General features: G+C 45.5%; 18 protein-coding genes and 3 riboswitches. Of the genes, 11 read left to right on the top strand and 7 right to left on the bottom strand.

All coding sequences use genetic code 11. The features are described 5' to 3' along the window. Positions 1–53: 53 nt before the first annotated feature. Positions 54–177: riboswitch (glycine riboswitch) on the bottom strand. A gap of 3 nt (positions 178–180) precedes the next feature. Next, positions 181–275, bottom strand: a riboswitch (glycine riboswitch). Positions 276–438: 163 nt separating this feature from the next. Next, positions 439–547, top strand: a riboswitch (glycine riboswitch). A gap of 193 nt (positions 548–740) precedes the next feature. The 3 genes from gcvH to BBG47_RS07410 all read left to right on the top strand — a co-directional run bounded on the left by gcvH (position 741) and on the right by BBG47_RS07410 (position 2,697). Next, positions 741–1,133 carry a glycine cleavage system protein GcvH gene (gene gcvH, locus BBG47_RS07420; RefSeq protein ID WP_021255041.1) on the top strand — a complete coding sequence of 131 codons (393 nt, stop codon included), beginning with the start codon at positions 741–743 and terminating at the stop codon, positions 1,131–1,133. Positions 1,134–1,310: 177 nt separating this feature from the next. Next, positions 1,311–2,144 (top strand): glutamate racemase, encoded by an 834-nt coding sequence (gene murI / locus BBG47_RS07415; RefSeq protein ID WP_065291196.1) that lies wholly within the window; start codon positions 1,311–1,313, stop codon positions 2,142–2,144. After that, positions 2,104–2,697, top strand: coding sequence for a GNAT family N-acetyltransferase (locus BBG47_RS07410; protein WP_065291195.1), 594 nt, complete (start codon positions 2,104–2,106; stop codon positions 2,695–2,697). Before murI ends, BBG47_RS07410 begins: the two co-directional genes overlap by 41 nt. A 121-nt stretch (positions 2,698–2,818) precedes the next feature. Here the strand turns inward: BBG47_RS07410 and BBG47_RS07405 are convergent, their stop codons facing one another. The 5 genes from BBG47_RS07405 to BBG47_RS07385 form a co-directional block, all read right to left on the bottom strand. Continuing rightward, complete coding sequence (locus tag BBG47_RS07405) at positions 2,819–3,121, bottom strand: DUF5316 family protein (protein WP_065291194.1); 303 nt, start codon at positions 3,119–3,121, stop codon at positions 2,819–2,821. Between the two features lie 151 nt (positions 3,122–3,272). Then, complete coding sequence (locus BBG47_RS07400) at positions 3,273–3,977, bottom strand: VOC family protein (protein WP_065291193.1); 705 nt, start codon at positions 3,975–3,977, stop codon at positions 3,273–3,275. A 33-nt stretch (positions 3,978–4,010) separates the two neighbouring features. After that, positions 4,011–4,409 (bottom strand): MerR family transcriptional regulator, encoded by a 399-nt coding sequence (locus tag BBG47_RS07395; RefSeq protein ID WP_065291192.1) that lies wholly within the window; start codon positions 4,407–4,409, stop codon positions 4,011–4,013. A 233-nt stretch (positions 4,410–4,642) separates the two neighbouring features. Continuing rightward, a complete protein-coding gene (locus tag BBG47_RS07390) occupies positions 4,643–5,395 on the bottom strand; it encodes an MBL fold metallo-hydrolase (protein ID WP_065291191.1) in 753 nt (250 codons plus the stop codon). A gap of 264 nt (positions 5,396–5,659) precedes the next feature. Further along, the gene (locus tag BBG47_RS07385) at positions 5,660–6,631 is read right to left on the bottom strand and encodes an aldo/keto reductase (RefSeq protein ID WP_065291190.1); all 972 of its coding nucleotides are present in this window, start codon (positions 6,629–6,631) and stop codon (positions 5,660–5,662) included. A 221-nt stretch (positions 6,632–6,852) separates the two neighbouring features. On the opposite strand from BBG47_RS07385, the gene pdxR reads away from it, so the two are divergent. The 4 genes from pdxR (at position 6,853) to BBG47_RS31060 (ending at position 10,121) form a co-directional block, all read left to right on the top strand. Continuing rightward, positions 6,853–8,304, top strand: coding sequence for a MocR-like pyridoxine biosynthesis transcription factor PdxR (gene pdxR / locus BBG47_RS07380; protein ID WP_065291189.1), 1,452 nt, complete (start codon positions 6,853–6,855; stop codon positions 8,302–8,304). A gap of 3 nt (positions 8,305–8,307) precedes the next feature. Next, on the top strand, positions 8,308–9,243 hold the full coding sequence (locus BBG47_RS07375) for a D-alanine--D-alanine ligase (protein ID WP_065291188.1): 936 nt from the start codon (positions 8,308–8,310) through the stop codon (positions 9,241–9,243). A gap of 92 nt (positions 9,244–9,335) precedes the next feature. Beyond that, on the top strand, positions 9,336–9,509 hold the full coding sequence (locus BBG47_RS29850) for a hypothetical protein (RefSeq protein ID WP_175400499.1): 174 nt from the start codon (positions 9,336–9,338) through the stop codon (positions 9,507–9,509). A gap of 213 nt (positions 9,510–9,722) precedes the next feature. Continuing rightward, positions 9,723–10,121 carry a DivIVA domain-containing protein gene (locus tag BBG47_RS31060; protein WP_065291220.1) on the top strand — a complete coding sequence of 133 codons (399 nt, stop codon included), beginning with the start codon at positions 9,723–9,725 and terminating at the stop codon, positions 10,119–10,121. Positions 10,122–10,389: 268 nt separating this feature from the next. Here BBG47_RS31060 and ftsW read toward each other — a convergent pair whose 3' ends face one another. Beyond that, a complete protein-coding gene (gene ftsW / locus BBG47_RS07365) occupies positions 10,390–11,556 on the bottom strand; it encodes a putative lipid II flippase FtsW (protein ID WP_065291187.1) in 1,167 nt (388 codons plus the stop codon). 414 nt (positions 11,557–11,970) lie between these two features. On the opposite strand from ftsW, the gene BBG47_RS07360 reads away from it, so the two are divergent. The 3 genes from BBG47_RS07360 to BBG47_RS07350 all read left to right on the top strand — a co-directional run bounded on the left by BBG47_RS07360 (position 11,971) and on the right by BBG47_RS07350 (position 16,564). After that, the gene (locus BBG47_RS07360; RefSeq protein WP_065291186.1) at positions 11,971–15,090 is read left to right on the top strand and encodes a GNAT family N-acetyltransferase; all 3,120 of its coding nucleotides are present in this window, start codon (positions 11,971–11,973) and stop codon (positions 15,088–15,090) included. Then, positions 15,087–15,947 carry an amidohydrolase family protein gene (locus BBG47_RS07355; protein WP_065291185.1) on the top strand — a complete coding sequence of 287 codons (861 nt, stop codon included), beginning with the start codon at positions 15,087–15,089 and terminating at the stop codon, positions 15,945–15,947. Before BBG47_RS07360 ends, BBG47_RS07355 begins: the two co-directional genes overlap by 4 nt. A 134-nt stretch (positions 15,948–16,081) precedes the next feature. After that, positions 16,082–16,564 (top strand): hypothetical protein, encoded by a 483-nt coding sequence (locus BBG47_RS07350; protein ID WP_065291184.1) that lies wholly within the window; start codon positions 16,082–16,084, stop codon positions 16,562–16,564. Between the two features lie 186 nt (positions 16,565–16,750). On the opposite strand, the gene BBG47_RS07345 is transcribed toward BBG47_RS07350, so the two are convergent. Next, positions 16,751–17,455 (bottom strand): peptidylprolyl isomerase, encoded by a 705-nt coding sequence (locus tag BBG47_RS07345; protein ID WP_397376508.1) that lies wholly within the window; start codon positions 17,453–17,455, stop codon positions 16,751–16,753. A gap of 308 nt (positions 17,456–17,763) precedes the next feature. Between BBG47_RS07345 and BBG47_RS07340 the strand changes: the two genes are divergently transcribed. Continuing rightward, positions 17,764–18,954, top strand: coding sequence for a dicarboxylate/amino acid:cation symporter (locus BBG47_RS07340; RefSeq protein ID WP_065291183.1), 1,191 nt, complete (start codon positions 17,764–17,766; stop codon positions 18,952–18,954). Positions 18,955–19,031 lie beyond the last annotated feature (77 nt).

Here is a 19,031-nt window from a genome sequence, read left to right as displayed (position 1 = left end):
TAAAAAGGACAGCCGAAAGAAAAGTGGATGCATCGCATCCTCTCATTCTCTCGCTCTGTCCTTTGTACCTGAGAGTGTCGCCGATTGTCGCAAACAAATTGTTTGTTTCCGTGTCTACCATCGACTTTCCCCTTGGGTGACTGTATTCGTTTTCATGAATAGCAGTGCTCTCCAGAGGTGCGTCCGGTAAAAGTCCTTTTGCCTGAGAGATTCACCCATTCAGGCTTACTCCTTCGGCGCTGCTATGTCTCAGCAGTCTCTCCCTTTACCATCATTCGCCATTTTCAGCTGTCATCTCTACATTAGTTGAGCTTTCCACACTTTGTCAATTGATATTTTCTTCACAACTGATTTCATAGCTTGTCATATTGACAATCATGCATATCTTGCAATAATCTAATGGTGTTATAATTACCCAGTTTAATCGTAATTCGCGAACGAGGAAGGTCGGGAGAGTTTGACAATTGCGATTGTCAACACCGAAGGAGCAAGTTGCCAGCCGCCGATTGGCAATGAATCTCTCAGGTTCCATAACCGCCATTCTGACGCAGCTCTGGAGAGTGCATTTTCTATGCCGCCAAAGGGGTAAGTTCAACCGCAGTTGTGGCTGTGGAGGAACGGGAACTCTCAGGTACCGAGGACAGAGAACAAGGCGACAAGGCCGCTTCCTGTCCATTTTTACGATCTCGATTGGATAGACGGCCTGATGAATGACATTATGAATGAAATGGGGCGTTGACATGAGTGAAGTGAAGAATGGATTGTTGTATAGTGAAGAGCATGAATGGGTAGTTGCCATAGAAGGCAATACGGTACGGGTTGGCATTACAGATCATGCACAATCCCAGCTGGGAGACATCGTATTCATCGAATTTCCGCCAGTAGGAACCAGCTTGTCCGCAGGGGACAGCATGGGATCAATTGAATCGGTGAAGACCGTATCTGAGTTGTACTGTCCGGTATCCGGAACAATTACGAAGGTCAATGATGGATTGGAAGCGTCGCCAGAGCTTGTGAACAGCAGCCCCTACGAAGATGGATGGATTGCAGAAGTTGAAGTAGAAGGCAGCGTTGAGGAAGCTGTGAAGCACTTGCTGAATGCAGAGCAGTACACGAAGCTGATAGATGAATAGTTGAAGGAACAATAGGTTGAGAATCTAAGAACCTGCTGTACCGGTATCATGCTGGTGCAGCAGGTTTTTTCATTTGCTTTCTGACAAATTTCGATAGGATTCACCGCCGAAAAGGAGTACAATATAAGCATCGACAACTAGATGTTGCAATGCTAATAAGAATGCTAGGTGAATGGAATGACAATCGCTTTTTTTGATTCTGGAATCGGTGGAATAACCGTGTTGGCTGAGGCTATGAAGCATATGCCGCATGAACAATATTTATTTTATGCAGATACGCTGCATGTCCCTTATGGGACGAAATCTCAATCCGAAGTAATGCGCCATGTAGATTCAGCTGTGGAAGACATCATGCAGCACAATGTTAAGGCGCTTGTTATTGCGTGCAATACAGCGACAAGCATCGCAGCGTCTGAACTAAGACGGAAGTACGACATTCCGATCATCGGGATGGAGCCAGCAGTCAAGCCTGCCGTGGAAATGAACCGCGACAATGGCAAGCGTGTGCTTGTATTCGCGACAGCTTTAACCTTAAGTCAGAACAAATACCATACATTAATCAGTCGAATTGACGAGGAACATATTGTGGATTCGATTCCCTTGCCGGAATTGGTAGAATATTGCGAGCAGTTAAACTTTGATAAGGGAGTGATAGGAGACTACTTCGTGCATAAGCTTGCTGGATTGGATTTGAATCAGTATGGAACAATTGTGTTAGGATGTACACATTATCCCTATTACAAGCACATATTGAGAGACATCATCCCTGCTCATATCCAGCTTATAGACGGCAGCCATGGCACCGTGCAGCGTCTAGCACAAGTAATGCAGGAAAACCAGCTTAAGCAGTCATCGGATACGTCAGTTCGCCCTTCAATTCAATTTATGTGTTCAAGTCATGAGCAGCAATACATAGACAAGTTACAGACTGCACTCTATACCTATCAGACCATCGGGGGAATGGATACGAATGAACAATCAATTGTTCGAGCTGACGGGGAGCAGTGCTAAGCTGATCCCGATGCTTCCTGAACATAAGGAAGATTTATATGAAGCAGCATCTCATCCTGATATTTGGCACTACTTGCCGCGCACCATCCGCAGTCTTACGGATGCAGAACGAGTGATTCATGATGCTGTTCTGAACCGCGAGAAGGGGACTGAGTATCCATTCGTTGTCATTGATCAGCTTACAGAGCGAATTATTGGCGCAACGAGAATAATGAATATGTCTGCCTTGCATCGATATGCCGAGATTGGCGGCACATGGTATCATCCTTCTGTATGGCGTACTCGCATCAATACAGAGTGCAAGTATTTGCTGCTGCAATATTGCTTTGAACAGCTGCATACGATTCGTGTTCAGCTGACGGCAGATGTGCGCAATGAGCGCTCGAATCGCGCCATTCAGCGGTTAGGAGCCGTATACGAAGGGAAATTGCGCCGACATCGGGTGATGGAGGACGGGTATATTCGCGACTCGAATGTGTACAGCATAGTTGATGAGGAATGGCCACAGGTGAAGGAGAGGCTCGAGCAATATTTGCACCAGGTGTATGTGTAGTTATACCGCTATTCAATCGTTCAATTCACAGTTATGTATCAATAATACAAAGAGAGGATGTGCCCACCAAGTAGATGGGGCTAACATCCTCTCTTTCTTATATGATGATTAAGCCGCTCGCTTATAGGACAAAAGTAAAGATAATGATGGATGTTACAATACACGGCAGCCCAATTAAAAACATCGTACCGCTAAATTTAATATTTCTTCGTTGGTCTTCTTCTGGAATATGGCCCATATTAAATTTAAGCTTCGTATCATCCTTGAATAGACCCGAGAAAAGGGAACCGACTACCCACAACCCTAAACCTAAATAGCAATTGATGTTGAATAAGGAGTGGAGATCTCCATTTTGCCAAATGTACACATACAATACTGAAAGTACAATGAAAACGAGCCCAATTGCAAGACGTCGTAAGATCATATCATACCTCCTCGAATTCCACTATTACCCATCATACACCAAATTCAATCTATGTGAAAGTTAGATCAAATTAAATTCGAATAAAATCAATCAAAAAAAACGAGTAATGAATTTATGATGGCGAACAAGGAGACTTATGAAGCCAGCATCCTTACGAAGTTACTTGTACACCCTGAGATGTACACAGAATACGGAATGTATCGCTATCCTTCTTCAAAACAACGGCGTTAAATCCTGATGTTTCATTTGTATCGGTATGACGAAGTGATAACCAACCACGATCAAGCAAGAATATCCGATCCAGGCTGCCGGAATCTGTTGCAATGGATGCTTGCAGCTGATAGGCACTGGAATACACAGTTAGATGCTCTTCAATATTCGTTGTTTGAATTTCGACTCCTATCAATGTATATGAACTAGGCCAGACACGCGATTGCTCGTACTCGATTAACCACGGCATGTGTGGTCCAATGTAGGCCGTCTGAAAAGAGATGCTGGTTCCGTCTTCTAATGGAGCGAGTTGATGGTTAGGTCCTATGTAAGGTATTCCTAGACTTCTTGCAGGTTCAATAAATGAAGGCAACCCTCCTGTTACTTCTAATGCGACTCCGAAAATCCCTGCACGCTGAGAGGCAAATGCAGCGAATGCTGAGCCTAATGGCGTCTTCTGTGCTTCTTCTAAATCCTCTAAGGCGATGAGTTCAATAAATCCCTCTCTTAAATAGGCAACCTGCCCAATTGTTCCTGGGAACGGAATGACTTGCTTCGTAAATATAATGCCAGTAGTCTCTTGAATAAGATGGACTGCTTGAGACAAATTAGGTACTGCCAGTGTAACATGATCCAAAAACAGCATAGGAAATCCCTCGTTTCTTCTCAAATTACAATATTAATTGTCTGTTATATGTTGCTTCCAATGAGTAACTAGTTTTTCTAGTCGCAGCTCTGCTTCTCGTAATAATTGAATCTGTTCTCTTATCTCCTGAAGTCGTTCTTCATAAAATGCTGCAGCGCATTCAGCTTGATGATTGCTATTATTGCTGTTATTGCTGTTATTGCTGTTACGCCCTGGCAACCCTTCACAGTTCTGAATCAGGCGCGCTATCTCATCAGTGCTAACTCCAAGCTTCAAGAATAACTGGATCAGCTGAACGCGCTGGACATCGATGTCTTCGTATATGCGATACCCATTCTCTGAACGAGCGGGGGACAGCAGATGCTTCTGCTCGTAATAACGCAGGGAACGAAGACTGACTCCTGTAAGCTTAGATAATTCAAGAATATGCATTGTTGGTACCAACTCCTTCATAATGCGGCCACAAACATAGTGTAAAGGATGACATGATGTGAAGGTCAATACGTAATAATCAATATTTCTATGAGCGAGCAGGAAATGTAAGAGTAGGAACCAGTGAGGTGGCTATTTCATTATCAGATTTGAAAAGTGTATGGTGTGTTGATTTCAAAAGGAAAGAAGAGGGCAGCTAACCACAATAGGATGTTGGTTAGCTGCCCTCTTTATTACGGCTTCGTTATCGACGAATGTGATAGTTGCAGGATCTGATGGTGTATGTTCTGTTCGGACAGACCGCCATGATAACAGATAACTGTGTCAATCGGATATTTGGTCAGCTTGTCGAGAGAGTGAATTGCACTGTCCATGTCCAGTGTTGCATGCGGGACGGGGCCCTGCAGCATTCCATCGACGCTTATCATCGCGTCGCCGGCTATCAAGATACGGCTGCGTTCCAAATAGACGCTGACATGCCCTGCTGTATGGCCAGGCGTGTGGATAATGTGGATTCCGCCGCAGTAAGGAAGAACTTCATTATCCGTAATTAATCGGGTTACGTTCGCTGATGGATGCATATCGCACATGGCCAGAACCTTAGGACGATGTTCATCTGGCAGCAGCGGCAGAAGCTTCGCCATAGCTTCATGGCTTGTCTTAATGAGTGGATATTTGCCTTCTATGTAGGGGGCGTCTTCGTGGTGCGCTATCACTTCGAGATTGCCGTTCTTGGATGATACCACATCAGGCAGACTCCCGATATGATCGAGGTCTTGATGGGTAAGCAGGACAGCATGCAATCGATCTAGCGGCACGCCTGCTTCTTGCATCGCCTGCTGGATTCGAATCCAATCCCCTGGCATCCCAGTGTCGATTAGTATTGCATCCTCTTCATCCCATATTAGAGTAGGATGAAGTGCTACTGGTCCTCCGATGCCTTCAGATTCCAACTCTAACATCATGATTCCTGGTGCAACGATCATTGTATATCCCTCCATCGTGAGTAAGGCTTGCCATTACGTCTTAGCATAGTATGTTTTATCACGGATGGAATTTAATATCAATAGATAAATATTTAATCATAACACATAAATAATTATTTGTCAATATGCACATCGAATCATTATGTACATTGAATCATCTTGAATTTACGATATTGAACGATCAAATTCGTATTCAACAGAAGAGAAGCGGTATCCATCCGGATGCCGCTTCTTCAGTCATCTATATCGCTGCGTCAACGATGATTAAGGCAGCATACGGCCTCTCGTGCTGACATAGAGAGAATACCATTCTTCACGTGTCAATGTAATGGAAGTTGCATCCTTGCAAGCGCGGATTCGCTCTGGATTAACAGTACCAATTACGGGCTGAATATGTGCTGGATGTCTCATTAACCATGCAAGTACAATCGCTTCGCAAGTTGTGTTGTATTGAGAAGCTAGCTTCTGAACAAGCTTAGCGGTAGATTGAACCGATTCGGGTTCATTGTCAAGATTTCGTCCAGAGTACAAGCCTTGCGCCAGCGGTCCCCAAGATTGAATTTGAATGCCGTTCATGCGGCAGTACTCTAGCGTTCCATCTGGGAAGGTATCGTCGGCAGCTGCTGCTTGATTCACGTGCACGCCTGCATCCAGCCAGCCATAGCGGGCTAAGCTCATTTCCAACTGATTCGCAACGAACGGTTCATTGAAGCATGATTGCAGAAGTCGAATCTGACCTGCACTCATATTGGATACGCCGAAATGACGCACTTTGCCGGATTCCTTCAATTGATTGAATGCTTCAGCGACTTCTTCCGGTTCCATCAGAGGATCAGGACGGTGCAGCAGCAAAATGTCCAAATATTCGGTACCGAGACGACTAAGAATGCCGTCGACACTCTCTAAGATATGAGACTTGGAGAAATCATATCTTCCCGGAATATCACCATCAGCGAAACGAATGCCGCATTTGGATTGGATAATAATCTTCTCGCGTAATTCTGGTTGCGCTTTCAGCACGTCGCCAAATACTTGCTCCGCTTTGCCGCGGGAGTAAATATTCGCATGGTCGAACATGTTGATGCCAATCTCAAGCGCCGCTTCAATAGCAGCTTCCGCACGCTTCACATGTTCATTTGTATACGGCTCATTATCCCAGCTTCCGCCCATTCCCATGCAGCCAAGCACGATGCGGCTTGCCGGAATTCCACGTTCATTCAATGGTAACGTTGTCACAAGCAATCACTCCAATGTAGTAGTCAATATTAATAGTAATCGTGTTGCTTCCTAGAGCTCGTCCAAATCATATCTGGATGATGCATTACTAGTTTACTACAGCAGAGTGCTAGATTCCACTATCACATCGACTAAGAACCGCATCGGTTGTAAAATAACCTGAATGTGGTTCTTCTCAATTGGAAGGGTTTGTGCCAAGATAAGAAAGGGGAGTTGAGCACATGTTCCAAGATTTTAAGCTGATCCCAGGGAGACCAGCTTATTTGCAAGTTAGAGATTATTTGCGACTGCTCATTAATCGCGGATGGCTTACAGCTGATCAGAAGCTTCCCTCGACAAGGGAGCTTGGCAATGTATGGGGTGTAAGCCGCAACACCGTTATTGCAGCTTATCAAGAACTTGCTGATGAAGGGCTCATCTATTCAATCCCTGGGCAGGGCAGCTATGCTTCACCTGCTGAACGAGCCGATACAATTGTAGCAAATATGGACTGGAACAAGAGAATGAGCGAGAAGGCGCAAACTGCTGAGCGCATGGATGTGATGAAACACGGTGTACGCGGCGAGCGCGGAATGATCTCGTTTATGAGTATTGCGCCAGATGAATCATTATTTCCACTTCAATATGTTAAGCAGGCATTGGTAGACCGTATTGCAGTCGAAGGCGAGATTATGCTGAATTACGGATATGCTCAGGGATATCAGCCGCTAATTGAAGAGTTGAAGCGATATATGGAATCTAAGGGCATTGATATGAAGGGCAAGGATATGCTCATTACGAACGGCTTCACGGAAGGACTCGATATTGTCCTATCTGCTATGGATAAGCGTCATGGGCGTGTCATTTGTGAGAATCCTACCCATCATAGTGCCATCAAATTGTTCAAGATGCATGGCCTCAAGATCGAAGGCATTGCGATGGAGCACGATGGGATGAACATGGAACAGGTAACGAATGCATTAGAGGAACGTTCCTATGATCTGGCATACTTAATCCCATCCTATCAGAATCCTACTGGAGTCGTGATGTCTCCTAGCAAGCGGATGACTGCAATACGCTTATTTGCCAAGCACGGCATACCCGTAATCGAAGACGGCTTTAGTGAGGAACTGCGCTATTCAGGTGCGCATGTCGCACCACTTATTGCCTGCGCTGGCGGGGCTAATCATGTTATCTATATTGGGAGTTTCTCTAAAATTCTGTTTCCAGGGATGAGAATCGGCTGGATTATTGCAGATGAGCAGCTCATTTCATATCTCGTTAGTATGAAGAGGGCTCGAACGATCCATACCTCAACATTGGATCAAGCGGTACTCTATCAATACTTACACAATGGGCATTTTGAATCTTATTTGAAAAAAGCCAAATCCGTATATAAACGCAAGTACGAATGGGCTGTACAGTGTTGTGAACAACATATTCCACTCCGCAGATTATGGGGCGATGGTGGACTCCACTTATTTATTGAACTGGATCCTTCGGTTAATGTTGAGGATGTACTTATGAAGTGCCGTGAACAGGGCGTTCTATTTACACCTGGAAGCCGATTCTACACAGATGGAGGAGGCGCCAACACATTCCGAATTGGATTTTCACGCGTATCGGAGCCAGACATCGAGCGAGGGACTCGAATCATAGGGAACGTAATAAAGCAAATCATCCAGGGGGGATAACAGATGAAGGTTGGTATCATTATGGGGGGCGTGTCTACAGAACGGGACGTCTCGCTTATGACAGGTCAGGAAATGATGAAACACCTAACTGGCAAGTATGAGGCGGTACCTATTGTATTGAACAGCAAAGCAGAGCTGATTGACAAGGTTACAGGGATTGATATCGCGCTCCTCGCGTTGCATGGGGCGTTTGGAGAAGACGGCACCATTCAAGGAACACTTGATACGCTCGGGATTCCGTATACCGGGGGCGGGATATTGTCAAGCAGTTTATGTATGAATAAGCTGCTGACGAAGAAGCTAGTGAAGTTTGAAGGCTTCGCAACAGCGGATTGGCTTATGCTGCGATCGAATTCCGCTTATGATATCGATCGGATTGAGGCAGACCTAGGTTATCCGCTCGTCATTAAGCCAAACGCAGGCGGATCCAGCATCGGTGTACAGTTGGTGCACAATCGTGATGCGCTTGTCGCGGCCTTAGAGGAAGCGTTCCAATATGATTCGGAAGTGCTGATTGAGCAATATATTCGAGGCGAAGAGATCACATGCTCCATATTAGATGGAGCAATGCTGCCAATTCTATCGATTAAGCCGAAGGGGGAATTTTTCGATTATACCTCCAAGTACGAAGATGGTGGTGCGGACGAGGTAGTTATCGAGCTGCCGGAGCAAGTGATGCAGCAGGTTAGCCGGACTGCTCTTGGCGTATATGAAGCTGCGCAATGCAGTGTATACGCTCGTATTGATATGATTTTACATCAAGGAACTCCGTACGTGATTGAAGTCAATACGCTTCCTGGGTTGACGAAAAACAGCTTATTGCCTAAAAGTGCACAAGCAGCGGGGATATCGTACGGTGATCTGCTTCATCGTATTATCGAAATCTCACTGCAAGAACGGACTTATATAAACGGGAATGCTGCTGTAGTGAATTCCTAATCCACTACGAACAATGTGATGGATAGGTATGGAAATGCATGTTCATGCACATAATAACCTTCGATCCTAGGTTAGGGAAAGGAGGGGCAGTAATGAACAACAAGCAATCTCAAGATGATCAAGTTGCTACAAAAGCAGAGGTTCAATCCACGAAGCTGAATAAGCTTCCTGTTCCTGAGCAGGCCAATAATGTGGAGTTTAGTGCAGAAGCTTTCGAACAAGCGGGAGCGAACCGTTCCGCAGCTAAGGACAACGATACCGTGTAATCGTGTAGGCACCTTGCCTCAGTCTTATCATACAAGACTGGGGCATTTTCCGATTTGACGCGGGCTAAGAAGGATTTTTCTTGCCATTTACTTACAGGTTACAAGGAAACACTTGAAATGTTCGGTTAGTGCTGATAGTGTGTTCTTTAGATAAAATCGATCGCAACTTGGAATAGGAAGGCGATCCGGTTGGCATGGAACGGAGGAACAGAGATGGAAGAGAATAAGAACGATCAATATGATCATCAGAAGGAATTGTTTGAGCAGCTAGGAATTACGCTGGATGCATTCACCATTCATCAGAAGGATTTTCAGATCAAATTCCGTGGATATGATCCCGATGAAGTAGATGCATTCTTGGATGATATTATTAAGGATTACAGCCAATTCTATGCGGTAATCTCTGATCTGTTGGAGAAATACAAGGAATTGAAGCTGCAAGAACGAGCAAATAAGATCTCAATGATGCATCGTGAACGTGAAGAAATCGTAAACACGGAGCCGTCTGTGGATGTCAAATTTATTGAGGAAATCGTTCGTAAAATGGAGCAAAATATTACGGAATTGAAATATCGTATGACCATTGGTCAGGATTCGAACAAAGAAATATAAACAGACTAGGCGATGCACGGCTGCATGTTGTACCGCAAGTCGAATACATAAAGATACCCGCGGAGTCGCGGGTTTTTTGGCATGTTCTAAAGTTCGTGTTCTTATCCGTGTAGCCTCAACGTGCTTCATGGTAAAGCAACAGTGTGCAACAGTATCATGATGGCAGGCTATATGGATTCGATTCAGATAAGTGTTAGCTGCTTTCGGATTTCTGGCAGCTGCTTTTACTTAGAACGAGACCGATCGATACCAACAGCTAATGACATAGTTAATACGCTCCAATCTTTCTTTCATGAGTAAACCTCGTTTTCCTCTTTATATTTTCACTTTCAGCCTGTTGAGTCTCATAGGTGTAGCGAGAGATGTTCAGCAGCATGCCAACCGAAGTCATACATACAATCAGGGAAGAGCCTCCATAGCTGATGAAGGGAAGCGGGATACCTGTAATCGGCAGAAATCCTGTGGCAGCGCCTATGTTCATCACAAGTTGAATGCCTATCATAGAAATAATCCCCGTACCTAGGATTAGTCCGAACGGTTCATTGCAACGCAAGGCTACAAGCAGTCCACGAGCCAGGAAGAGGAAGTAGAGCAAGAGAAAACAGATTGTACCTGATAACCCCCATTCCTCCGCAATGATGGAGAAAATGAAATCTGTGTGTGCCTCTGGCAGGTAAGACATCTTCTGTATGCTCTGCCCAAATCCAGTCCCAGCAATCCCGCCATGGGATACAGCATATAATGATTGAATCAGCTGATAGCCGCTTCCATCAGGATCGTCCCACGGATTCATAAAGGAAGTAATCCGCTTCAACCGATAGCTTTTGAACACGGCTAGGAATATGATAATGGGCGTCAGTCCTAGCAGGATCGAACGAAGATGGGACAGCTTTGCACCACCGACATAGATGAGAACCCCGGTTACAATGATGATAAGCAGGGAAGATCCGAAATCCGGCTGTTTCAATATTAATAAGGCGATGCAGCCAACCACGAATAGGAGTGGAAGTAGCCCGAGCTTGAAGCTGCGAATCTTGTCTCCCTTGCGGGCAATGAGAATAGATGCATATAGCAGCACAAATAGTTTGATGAACTCTGTCGGTTGTATGGTGAAGCCGCCTATCATAAGCCAGCGCCTTGCACCATTTACATCCTTGCCAATGAGCAGGACGAGCAGTAAGGTGGCAATGGAGCCGAAGACAAGTAGGACAGATAGCTTCTTGAGTTTCGGGTAGGGGATGCACATAAACAGCAGCATAAGAACGAATCCAACACAGGCAAATCCGAGCTGGCGATCAACGAAATACCAAGGTTGTTTATAATATTGCAGCGCGGTATATGAGCTTGCGCTAAATGTCATCATGATTCCGAAGCTTACCAATAAGACAGTTAGCAGCAGTAGGAGAAAGTCCGGTCTTGTTCTCCGTATTTTCATACTAGTTCCACATCCAATCTACCTAAGACGCTATGTACTGTGATTGAGAACGTATATTCTAGATCTACAAATTGGAAATTCCTCAATATACGCTAGAGGGGGATTCAATTATGCATTCGAAGCTAAACAACAAATGAGTTGCAGTGAATGAAAGGAACGTCCAAAGTCAGGGAATCGTAAGGATGGCGACGATGTAAATTCCAATATATGGACATATGAACAATCATATCGTAGCTGTTCACGATTGAGCTTGTCAACTACATTTTGGACTGTTTTACGAGGGAGAACGTGATTTCGAAAGTGTATTTCAAATGTAACATTTATCCACTGATATGATGTTATAATCAACAGTGGCGATGTCATATAATGGCATCTCCGCTAGCTCTAGTTGAAGTAATCTTGGGAGGTTGCGGTATGATTCGTACAATCCAAATTGAGAAGTATCGACCTGAATTGGCAGCAGCGATCGCCGACATGTGGAATGATAGTCATGAATCATTCGGCGGCGGAAATTCAAGGATGACGGCACAGCAAGTGCGGCAGAGGGAGGAGAGTGCGGATACTCTAGCCTTATACTTAGCACTAGACGGCGAACGGGTCGTAGGCTATTGCAAAATATGCGAGTATCGGGAAGACACGGGCGCACTGTATGTGCATTTATTAAATGTCCATCCCGACTATCATGGGCAGAAGATTGGCAAGCAGCTCTTACTTCAAGTCATTGATGACACGATTACATTAGGATGGCCAAGATTGGATTTGTACACGTGGCAAAGCAATACGAAGGCGGTTCCTTTATATAAAAAATGCGGGTTCTTCTGGGAGGATCGGGATGAAACGACACATCTCATGAACTTTATCCCAACGGTAGTCCGCACAGAAGCATTGGCATCTCATTTTGAGTATTTTGATTGGTATCAGGATTCCGTGAGAGAAATCACCCTCGTACCAGACGGCATCAAGCAGAATGGGTTCGACTATTATCGGTATGAGTGGGAGAAGTCCGGCAAGAAGCTGAGAGTGGAATTTGAACGAAGAGGACGCGGTATGAGGCTGATTGATACGAATGATTATATATTGACGGCCGAGATCGCGCAGCCGGATCTGATTTGCGGAAGAACCTACTCGATTCACTACCATCTCGTAAATAAGTCAGGGAAACCTCTTCACATCGAACTTCAAGGGAAGAGTGATCGCAATATTCATTTTGATTGGCAGTCATCAATTGATGTGATTGGAGAAGCAACCCTCCAGGCAGAATTCAATGTTCAGCAATTGCAGGAGGAAATCAGCCAGTGGAGAACGACTCCAACTGTATGTACAGAGCTGTTGATCAATGGGAAATCCGCACAGTTCCGAGTCGGTGTTGTTCCGAAACAGCCCGCTGCTGTGGAATTGAGGCTTCCTGATCTCGGCGCCTTCCATAGGAAGCAAGGCGTTGCCTATCTTGACATCGCAAGTCACCTGGCAGAGTCAGCGACGTTCCGCTTCATGCTTCCTTCTCAAGATCAGATCGATTGGGAGCACAGCCAGTTCGAAATTCAGATAGAGCCGCTCTCCTGCAAGTCCATTCCACTCCGGTATCAAGTTCTTCAATTCGGTTATTACCAAACCGAGCTTCTTATACAAGTTGAGACAGGGTCTGGAGAATCATTGTCATTCCTTCCGTTAATCAGTGCGTCATTCCCAGGGATAGGTGCAGCTTACGGGGGGCGTTGCAACTCAGGATGGCAGATTGGACATGGAAAATATGCAGTATCTCTCATGAAGGAGCATAACGACACAACGCTTAGCTGCGTCGGAATGGACAAGCACATGAGTCTCTTATTTCCGAAACTAGGCAAGCCATTTTCGGATGAGTTCTCCAAGGCAGCGCCTAGTCATGTGTCTTTTGCAAGAGAAGAGAACGGAGCCATGGTGAAGGAAGTGCATTACCGCTCCTCAGCTTTCCCGGGCGTCTTATTGAAAGTAATGACTCGGCTTCATGGCGATGGCATCGTTGAACGCTGGTTCGAAGCAACGAATGAAGGGGATAAGCCGCTGCTTGAAGATTTATGGATATCCCAATCCGTTCGACATGATCTCTACCGCGCAATCATTCCTTATGCGGGTCAGTTTGTAGAAATGAATGATTCTATCGGAAGTGAATATGAGTTCTGGGATAGCAACCTAATAACGGAACGTTGGTTATTCAGCCGCGGAGACGAGCTGCCGATCGGGATAAGCTGGGGTAAGAAATACGAATTGAAGTTTCAAGGCTGGTATATGGATTTGGATACGAATATAGGGATGCTTGATGCTTGGAAGACAGTGAAGAGTGAGCCCATATTCATTTCACTGGGAAGCTTTGTGGATTGGAAGGCATTTCGAGCTTGTTCCATGCAGGAGGGATGGGATGAGCATATCGAACTTACCCCTCAGACGCATCTGCAGCCAGTAGATCGGAATCCGTTCGTGAAGGGCGAACCTACCATGATCTTGGAGGATCGGAAACATGGCATATGGAGTGGCAATGTGCAGATGTCATACCGCTATTCGGCAGAGATTGAAGCCCAGTGCTCCATATCGCCTGAAGAGGAGGTGACGCAAGCAAGCGTGACGTTGCGGCCACTTCTTCAATCGATTGATGTTGTTGATGCTCACACATGCTTGGATGTAGAACTAGGGCAGTATCATTCAGCAATCTTCCGTCAGTTATCGAGCCCGATTGATTGCACCGAGACGGTGGAGTCGGAGTATACCGTATACACGGTTGATAACGGAGTTATTCGGATGAAAGCGGCACCTGACTATTATTCTTCTCTGTTCTCGCTCGAAGTTGAAGGGGAAGAATGGTTAATGAGTAATTTCCCAGCTCGGGACGTTAAGTCATGGTGGAATCCATTTGTCGGTGGGCTTTATTCCAGCCTCGATCAGCTTACGATGCTGTCAGCCTTAAAACAAGAACGGTCTGCACAATTTGTTAAGCTGTTTGATCAGCATCGTAATGAATGGCAGGGAATTCGGGTTGATCTTCATATTCGTGAGCATGAAAAGTATAAGGGGATTCGATTGAGCAATTATTATTTACTGTTGCCAGGTGTACCGGTATTATGCCAATTCACAGATGTGCATCAAGCTTCTCAAGCTTATTTGAATGATCGATTGGAGCAAGAAATGTTCATTAATAACGGGGAACCTGAGCAAAATAGCTGGCTCGAAGCGCATTCTTCGAACGGAAAGCCAATCGCTTTCCCTCAAGGTAAGGGAGTTGTCGATGTATATGAAAATTCTGATTATCGATTCGGTTCCAGGGATAAGACAGCCATTATGCACATCGTTACGGATCATACGATTTCTCGCTCGAGCGTGTATGCCAATAAAGAAGTGACACATACAAATGTGATTCACAAGCTGCACATCCCGAACGGTCATACTCAGCGTACTTCTCCCGTTATGCTGATGTTCTCGATGGAAAGAATCGAACCGGAGGCGCTAACCGATCTTCGTGCTATTCGTTTTCCGGAATCTGAGCCGGAGGTGGTCAAGGGGTGAAAATCATTGATGCCCATATGCACCTGTCCCGAATCGAGGAGTTCCAGCGTACGGCAGACGAATTATCCAAGGTAGATTACAGTGTGAAGGGGCTTCTGCAAGAATACGCACAGCATGGTGTTGTCTTCGGTATCGGAATGGGGCTGGCAGAGACGAAAGCAGAGGGATTCCCTGATGCTGAGGCCCATAACCCGATGGTACTTGATCTTGTGGATGTGCTCCCTCCTTCGATTGCTTATTGTATTGGCATTAATCCCTATCAATGCGGTGAAGAGGCATGGGCACGGACAGAGCTCGAACTGCAGAAGCCGCAAGCAGTGGGATTGAAATTATATCTTGGCTATTATCCATTCTATGCATTCGACAGTGTCTATGATCGGGTATATGAGTTGGCTGCCAAGTACGAGGTTCCGGTTGTATTCCACTGTGGAGATACGTATTCAGAACGGGGGCTGCTGAAATACGCCCATCCGTTAACGATTGATGAAGTGGCCGTGAAGCATCGTGATGTGACGATGATGATGGCACACTTCGGTGATCCATGGGTACTGGACGGAGCAGAGGTCGTATATAAGAATCGAAACGTGTATGCAGATCTGTCGGGGCTGCTTGTGGGAGATTCAAGGCGATTTGCGCGTTTGGACGAGGAGTCGCCATTATTTTTTCAGCATTTGCGCCACGCCATCGTGTATTGTGACCGCTATGATAAGCTGCTCTTCGGAACAGATTGGCCACTTGCACCGATTGGAACCTACATTGACTTTATAAAAGCAGTCATTCCGGAACGTCATCATGAGGAAGTATTTTATCATAACGCCTTGCAAGTATTTCCTAAGATCAGACCCCTAGTTGGGTAATGGCACAAAAATACGAATAAAGAGATAGATACCTATACGAGCTGTTGCGGGAGTGCATAGATTATCTTGTAAGGCTTCCGCTCTACCAAGAGTGGAATCACCCATACAAGCAGAGGTAAAGGATGGTCGTCATCATGAGAACGTCTCGACGCAAAGGCTCGAAACCCAAGCACAAGCTGTCCGCCTCGCCTAGAGCAGCCTCACGATCTATCAGCAAGCCGGGCAGAACGAAAGCATCTGCGCCTTACATGAATCAAAATGTAATGGGGCTGACAACCCCAACGGATCCCTCTGCATCCAATGCAGTTGCGAATCAAGAAGCTGCAGGCAACGCAGGCGGTGGTTCTTACACTTCATTGAACAGACAGTATGGAATCGATGATTTGATGAATACGTTCGGCAAAATTCAGAAGATGTTCGGCATGTTCCAGCAAGCACGATCCATGTACAGCACTTTTCAGTCATTAATGGGCCCAATTGCGCTCACAAAAGGAAATCGTGCAAAAGCAGAAGGTCGCCGTCATTCTGGAAAGCCAGTACGCAAGTCACAGCCGTCGATCCAATCTCGTTCATCTCGCAGCAATGCCAGCAAAGGACAACGGGGCGCACGGAAGTAGTGCAGCCCCTGTCTCCTTACAACGTTCCTTAGGCTGCGAAATCACCTTAAGCCGATAAATAGAGTGCTCACCAGCACATCAGCATGATTACGTGATTCCCATTGATGGGTTATATAAAATAGAACAGGGACAAAAGAAGGAGCCAGCCTTCTATTGTCCCTGTTATCAAATATAGTAGCTTATGAGTTAGCTTTGAATTTTTTCAGGCTCCGGATACGTGATGCCGAATGTATTTACAGTAACCTTTTTCATTTTTTGGTCTTTCTCCGGCTTGTCGTTAGCCCCAGTTGGTACATTCACGATCGCTTGCGCGATTTCCATCCCTTTGATCACTTTGCCAAAGGCCGCGTAATCCCCATCCAAGTGTGGTGCGTCTGCTACCATGATGAAGAATTGGGATCCTGCTGAATTCGGATCCTGAGAGCGTGCCATTGATAATACGCCTTCCGTATGCTTCAGGTCATTTTCTACTCCATTGTTCGCAAATTCTCCCTTAATGCCATAACCAGGCCCGCCAATACCGATGCCTTGAGGATCTCCTCCTTGAATCATAAATCCTGGAATAACACGATGGAAGATCGTCCCGTCATAAAATCCTTTGTTCACGAGAGAAATAAAGTTGTTTACGGTGTTAGGAGCCTTGTCAGGGTACAGCTCAATTTCAATGCTGTCTCCGCTTTCCATTTCGATCGTGACAATCGGATTTTTGGAATCGGAAGACTTTTTGCTATCGCTGTTTTCTTTCGGAGCTTCCTTGTTAGTCTCTTGTCCAGGCTTGGTTGTGTCTGCTGCTCCACTCTGTCCAGTACTTGGCTTATTGCCGCAGCCAGCGACGATAAGCAGTACGACTAGCATGAGCGTGAAGAATGTAATGGATTTTGTGCGATTCAAAAATATTTCCTCCTTGTCCTTGCTGCAGCAACGCTGCAGTTGTCTCTCTATCACATTACCACATATGAGCAGCGAAGCATAATCTTGAAATGATCGTATCGCCAAGTTAATGAGAATGCTTGAATCAGTTATCATGGATTCAAGGGGACGAGTACATCCTATAGTTGAGCAATGAATACCTCAATTTGTCAGTGTTGTTCTCGTTCGTTGTGTGCTAATATGGACAATGTGTTCAAGAAGAATACATATGTATACTGTGTGAGGACATATATATTGGTTTGTTTGCGTGCACTGGAGGGGAGTACATTATGAGGAAACTAGGATTATTACCGCGTATTATTATCGCAATCCTGCTCGGCACTGGAGCGGGACTAATTATGCCAGATTGGTTTATAAGAATATTTGCTACGTTTAATCATTTATTCGGGCAATTTTTGAGCTTTCTCATCCCGTTAATCATTCTTGGCTTTATTATTCCAGGCATTGGAGAGTTGGGGAGAGGAGCTGGCAAGCTTCTTGGCATAACGGCATTGATTGTATATGTATCCACGGTATTGTCTGGCATGCTGGCATACGGCGTCGCCAAGACAACATTCCCGTGGCTGCTGTCTGGAGCATCTGGCCTTCGGGCGAGCAATCCAGAAGAGATGCTGTTAACAAGTTACTTCAAATTGGACATGCCCCCGGTATTCGACATTATGACTGCTCTGCTGCTGTCCTTCGTTATCGGCGTCGGCATTACGTTTGTGAAGTCTAATGTCTTGCTTACCGCATCGTTGGAGTTCAAGGAGATTGTAGGCAAGGTAATCAATGCGATATTGATTCCACTATTGCCGTTCCACATTGCGGGTATCTTTATGAACATGACACAAGCAGGCGAGGTTGCATTCATTCTGCAAGTGTTCCTTAAAGTTTTCCTTGTCATATTATTGCTGCATGCTGTGGTCATTGTTGGACAGTATACGATCGCGGGCATATTGAACAAGCGCAACCCAATCTCGATGCTGCGTACGATGCTCCCGGCGTATTTAACAGCGCTAGGGACGCAGTCTTCTTCGGCAACGATACCCGTGACCATGTCTCAAGTGAAGAAGCTTGGTACCGATGAAGAAGTATCAAACTTCGTGGTACCGTTATGTGCAACGATTCATATTACTGGCTCAACGGTTACGATTACTTCCGTAGCAAGTGCGATCATGTACATTAATGGCGCGCCATTATCGGTAAGCACAATGATGCCGTTCATCTTCATGTTAGGCATATCGATGATTGCAGCACCAAGTGTTCCTGGCGGCGGCGTCATGGCGGCAACCGGATTGTTCCAATCCATGCTCGGCTTCGATGAAGCAATGATTAGTCTTGCCATTGCACTGTATATTGCACAGGACAGCTTCGGTACGGCTGCTAATGTAACTGGTGATGGCGCGATTGCCCAAATCATTCATTCGATTAAGAACAAGTGGCAGGGGAAGACAAGGGCGGTAAAAGCATCTGAATAACAGAGATAGGTTGATTATAGGGAAGGGATAGGCGATGCACAGCTTGTCCCTTCTTTTTATATATATTACATGTGGTA

Origin of the sequence: Paenibacillus sp. KS1, from assembly GCF_001680695.1 — a bacterium.
GTDB lineage: Bacteria > Bacillota > Bacilli > Paenibacillales > Paenibacillaceae > Paenibacillus_B > Paenibacillus_B suaedae.
The sequence above is the reverse complement of the archived record's forward strand: the minus strand, read 5'-3'. Positions and strand labels throughout refer to the sequence as shown.

What these genes read in the sequence shown, in the direction of transcription:
- BBG47_RS07360 (WP_065291186.1), top strand. Translation starts at nt 11,971, where the DNA reads ATGATTCGTACAATCCAAATTGAGAAGTATCGACCTGAATTGGCAGCA.
- pdxR (WP_065291189.1), top strand. Translation starts at nt 6,853, where the DNA reads ATGTTCCAAGATTTTAAGCTGATCCCAGGGAGACCAGCTTATTTGCAA.
- BBG47_RS07375 (WP_065291188.1), top strand. Translation starts at nt 8,308, where the DNA reads ATGAAGGTTGGTATCATTATGGGGGGCGTGTCTACAGAACGGGACGTC.
- gcvH (WP_021255041.1), top strand. Translation starts at nt 741, where the DNA reads ATGAGTGAAGTGAAGAATGGATTGTTGTATAGTGAAGAGCATGAATGG.
- BBG47_RS07395 (WP_065291192.1), bottom strand. Translation starts at nt 4,409, where the DNA reads ATGCATATTCTTGAATTATCTAAGCTTACAGGAGTCAGTCTTCGTTCC.
- BBG47_RS31060 (WP_065291220.1), top strand. Translation starts at nt 9,723, where the DNA reads ATGGAAGAGAATAAGAACGATCAATATGATCATCAGAAGGAATTGTTT.
- BBG47_RS07390 (WP_065291191.1), bottom strand. Translation starts at nt 5,395, where the DNA reads ATGATCGTTGCACCAGGAATCATGATGTTAGAGTTGGAATCTGAAGGC.
- BBG47_RS29850 (WP_175400499.1), top strand. Translation starts at nt 9,336, where the DNA reads ATGAACAACAAGCAATCTCAAGATGATCAAGTTGCTACAAAAGCAGAG.
- BBG47_RS07405 (WP_065291194.1), bottom strand. Translation starts at nt 3,121, where the DNA reads ATGATCTTACGACGTCTTGCAATTGGGCTCGTTTTCATTGTACTTTCA.
- BBG47_RS07340 (WP_065291183.1), top strand. Translation starts at nt 17,764, where the DNA reads ATGAGGAAACTAGGATTATTACCGCGTATTATTATCGCAATCCTGCTC.
- BBG47_RS07410 (WP_065291195.1), top strand. Translation starts at nt 2,104, where the DNA reads ATGAACAATCAATTGTTCGAGCTGACGGGGAGCAGTGCTAAGCTGATC.
- BBG47_RS07400 (WP_065291193.1), bottom strand. Translation starts at nt 3,977, where the DNA reads ATGCTGTTTTTGGATCATGTTACACTGGCAGTACCTAATTTGTCTCAA.
- ftsW (WP_065291187.1), bottom strand. Translation starts at nt 11,556, where the DNA reads ATGAAAATACGGAGAACAAGACCGGACTTTCTCCTACTGCTGCTAACT.
- murI (WP_065291196.1), top strand. Translation starts at nt 1,311, where the DNA reads ATGACAATCGCTTTTTTTGATTCTGGAATCGGTGGAATAACCGTGTTG.
- BBG47_RS07350 (WP_065291184.1), top strand. Translation starts at nt 16,082, where the DNA reads ATGAGAACGTCTCGACGCAAAGGCTCGAAACCCAAGCACAAGCTGTCC.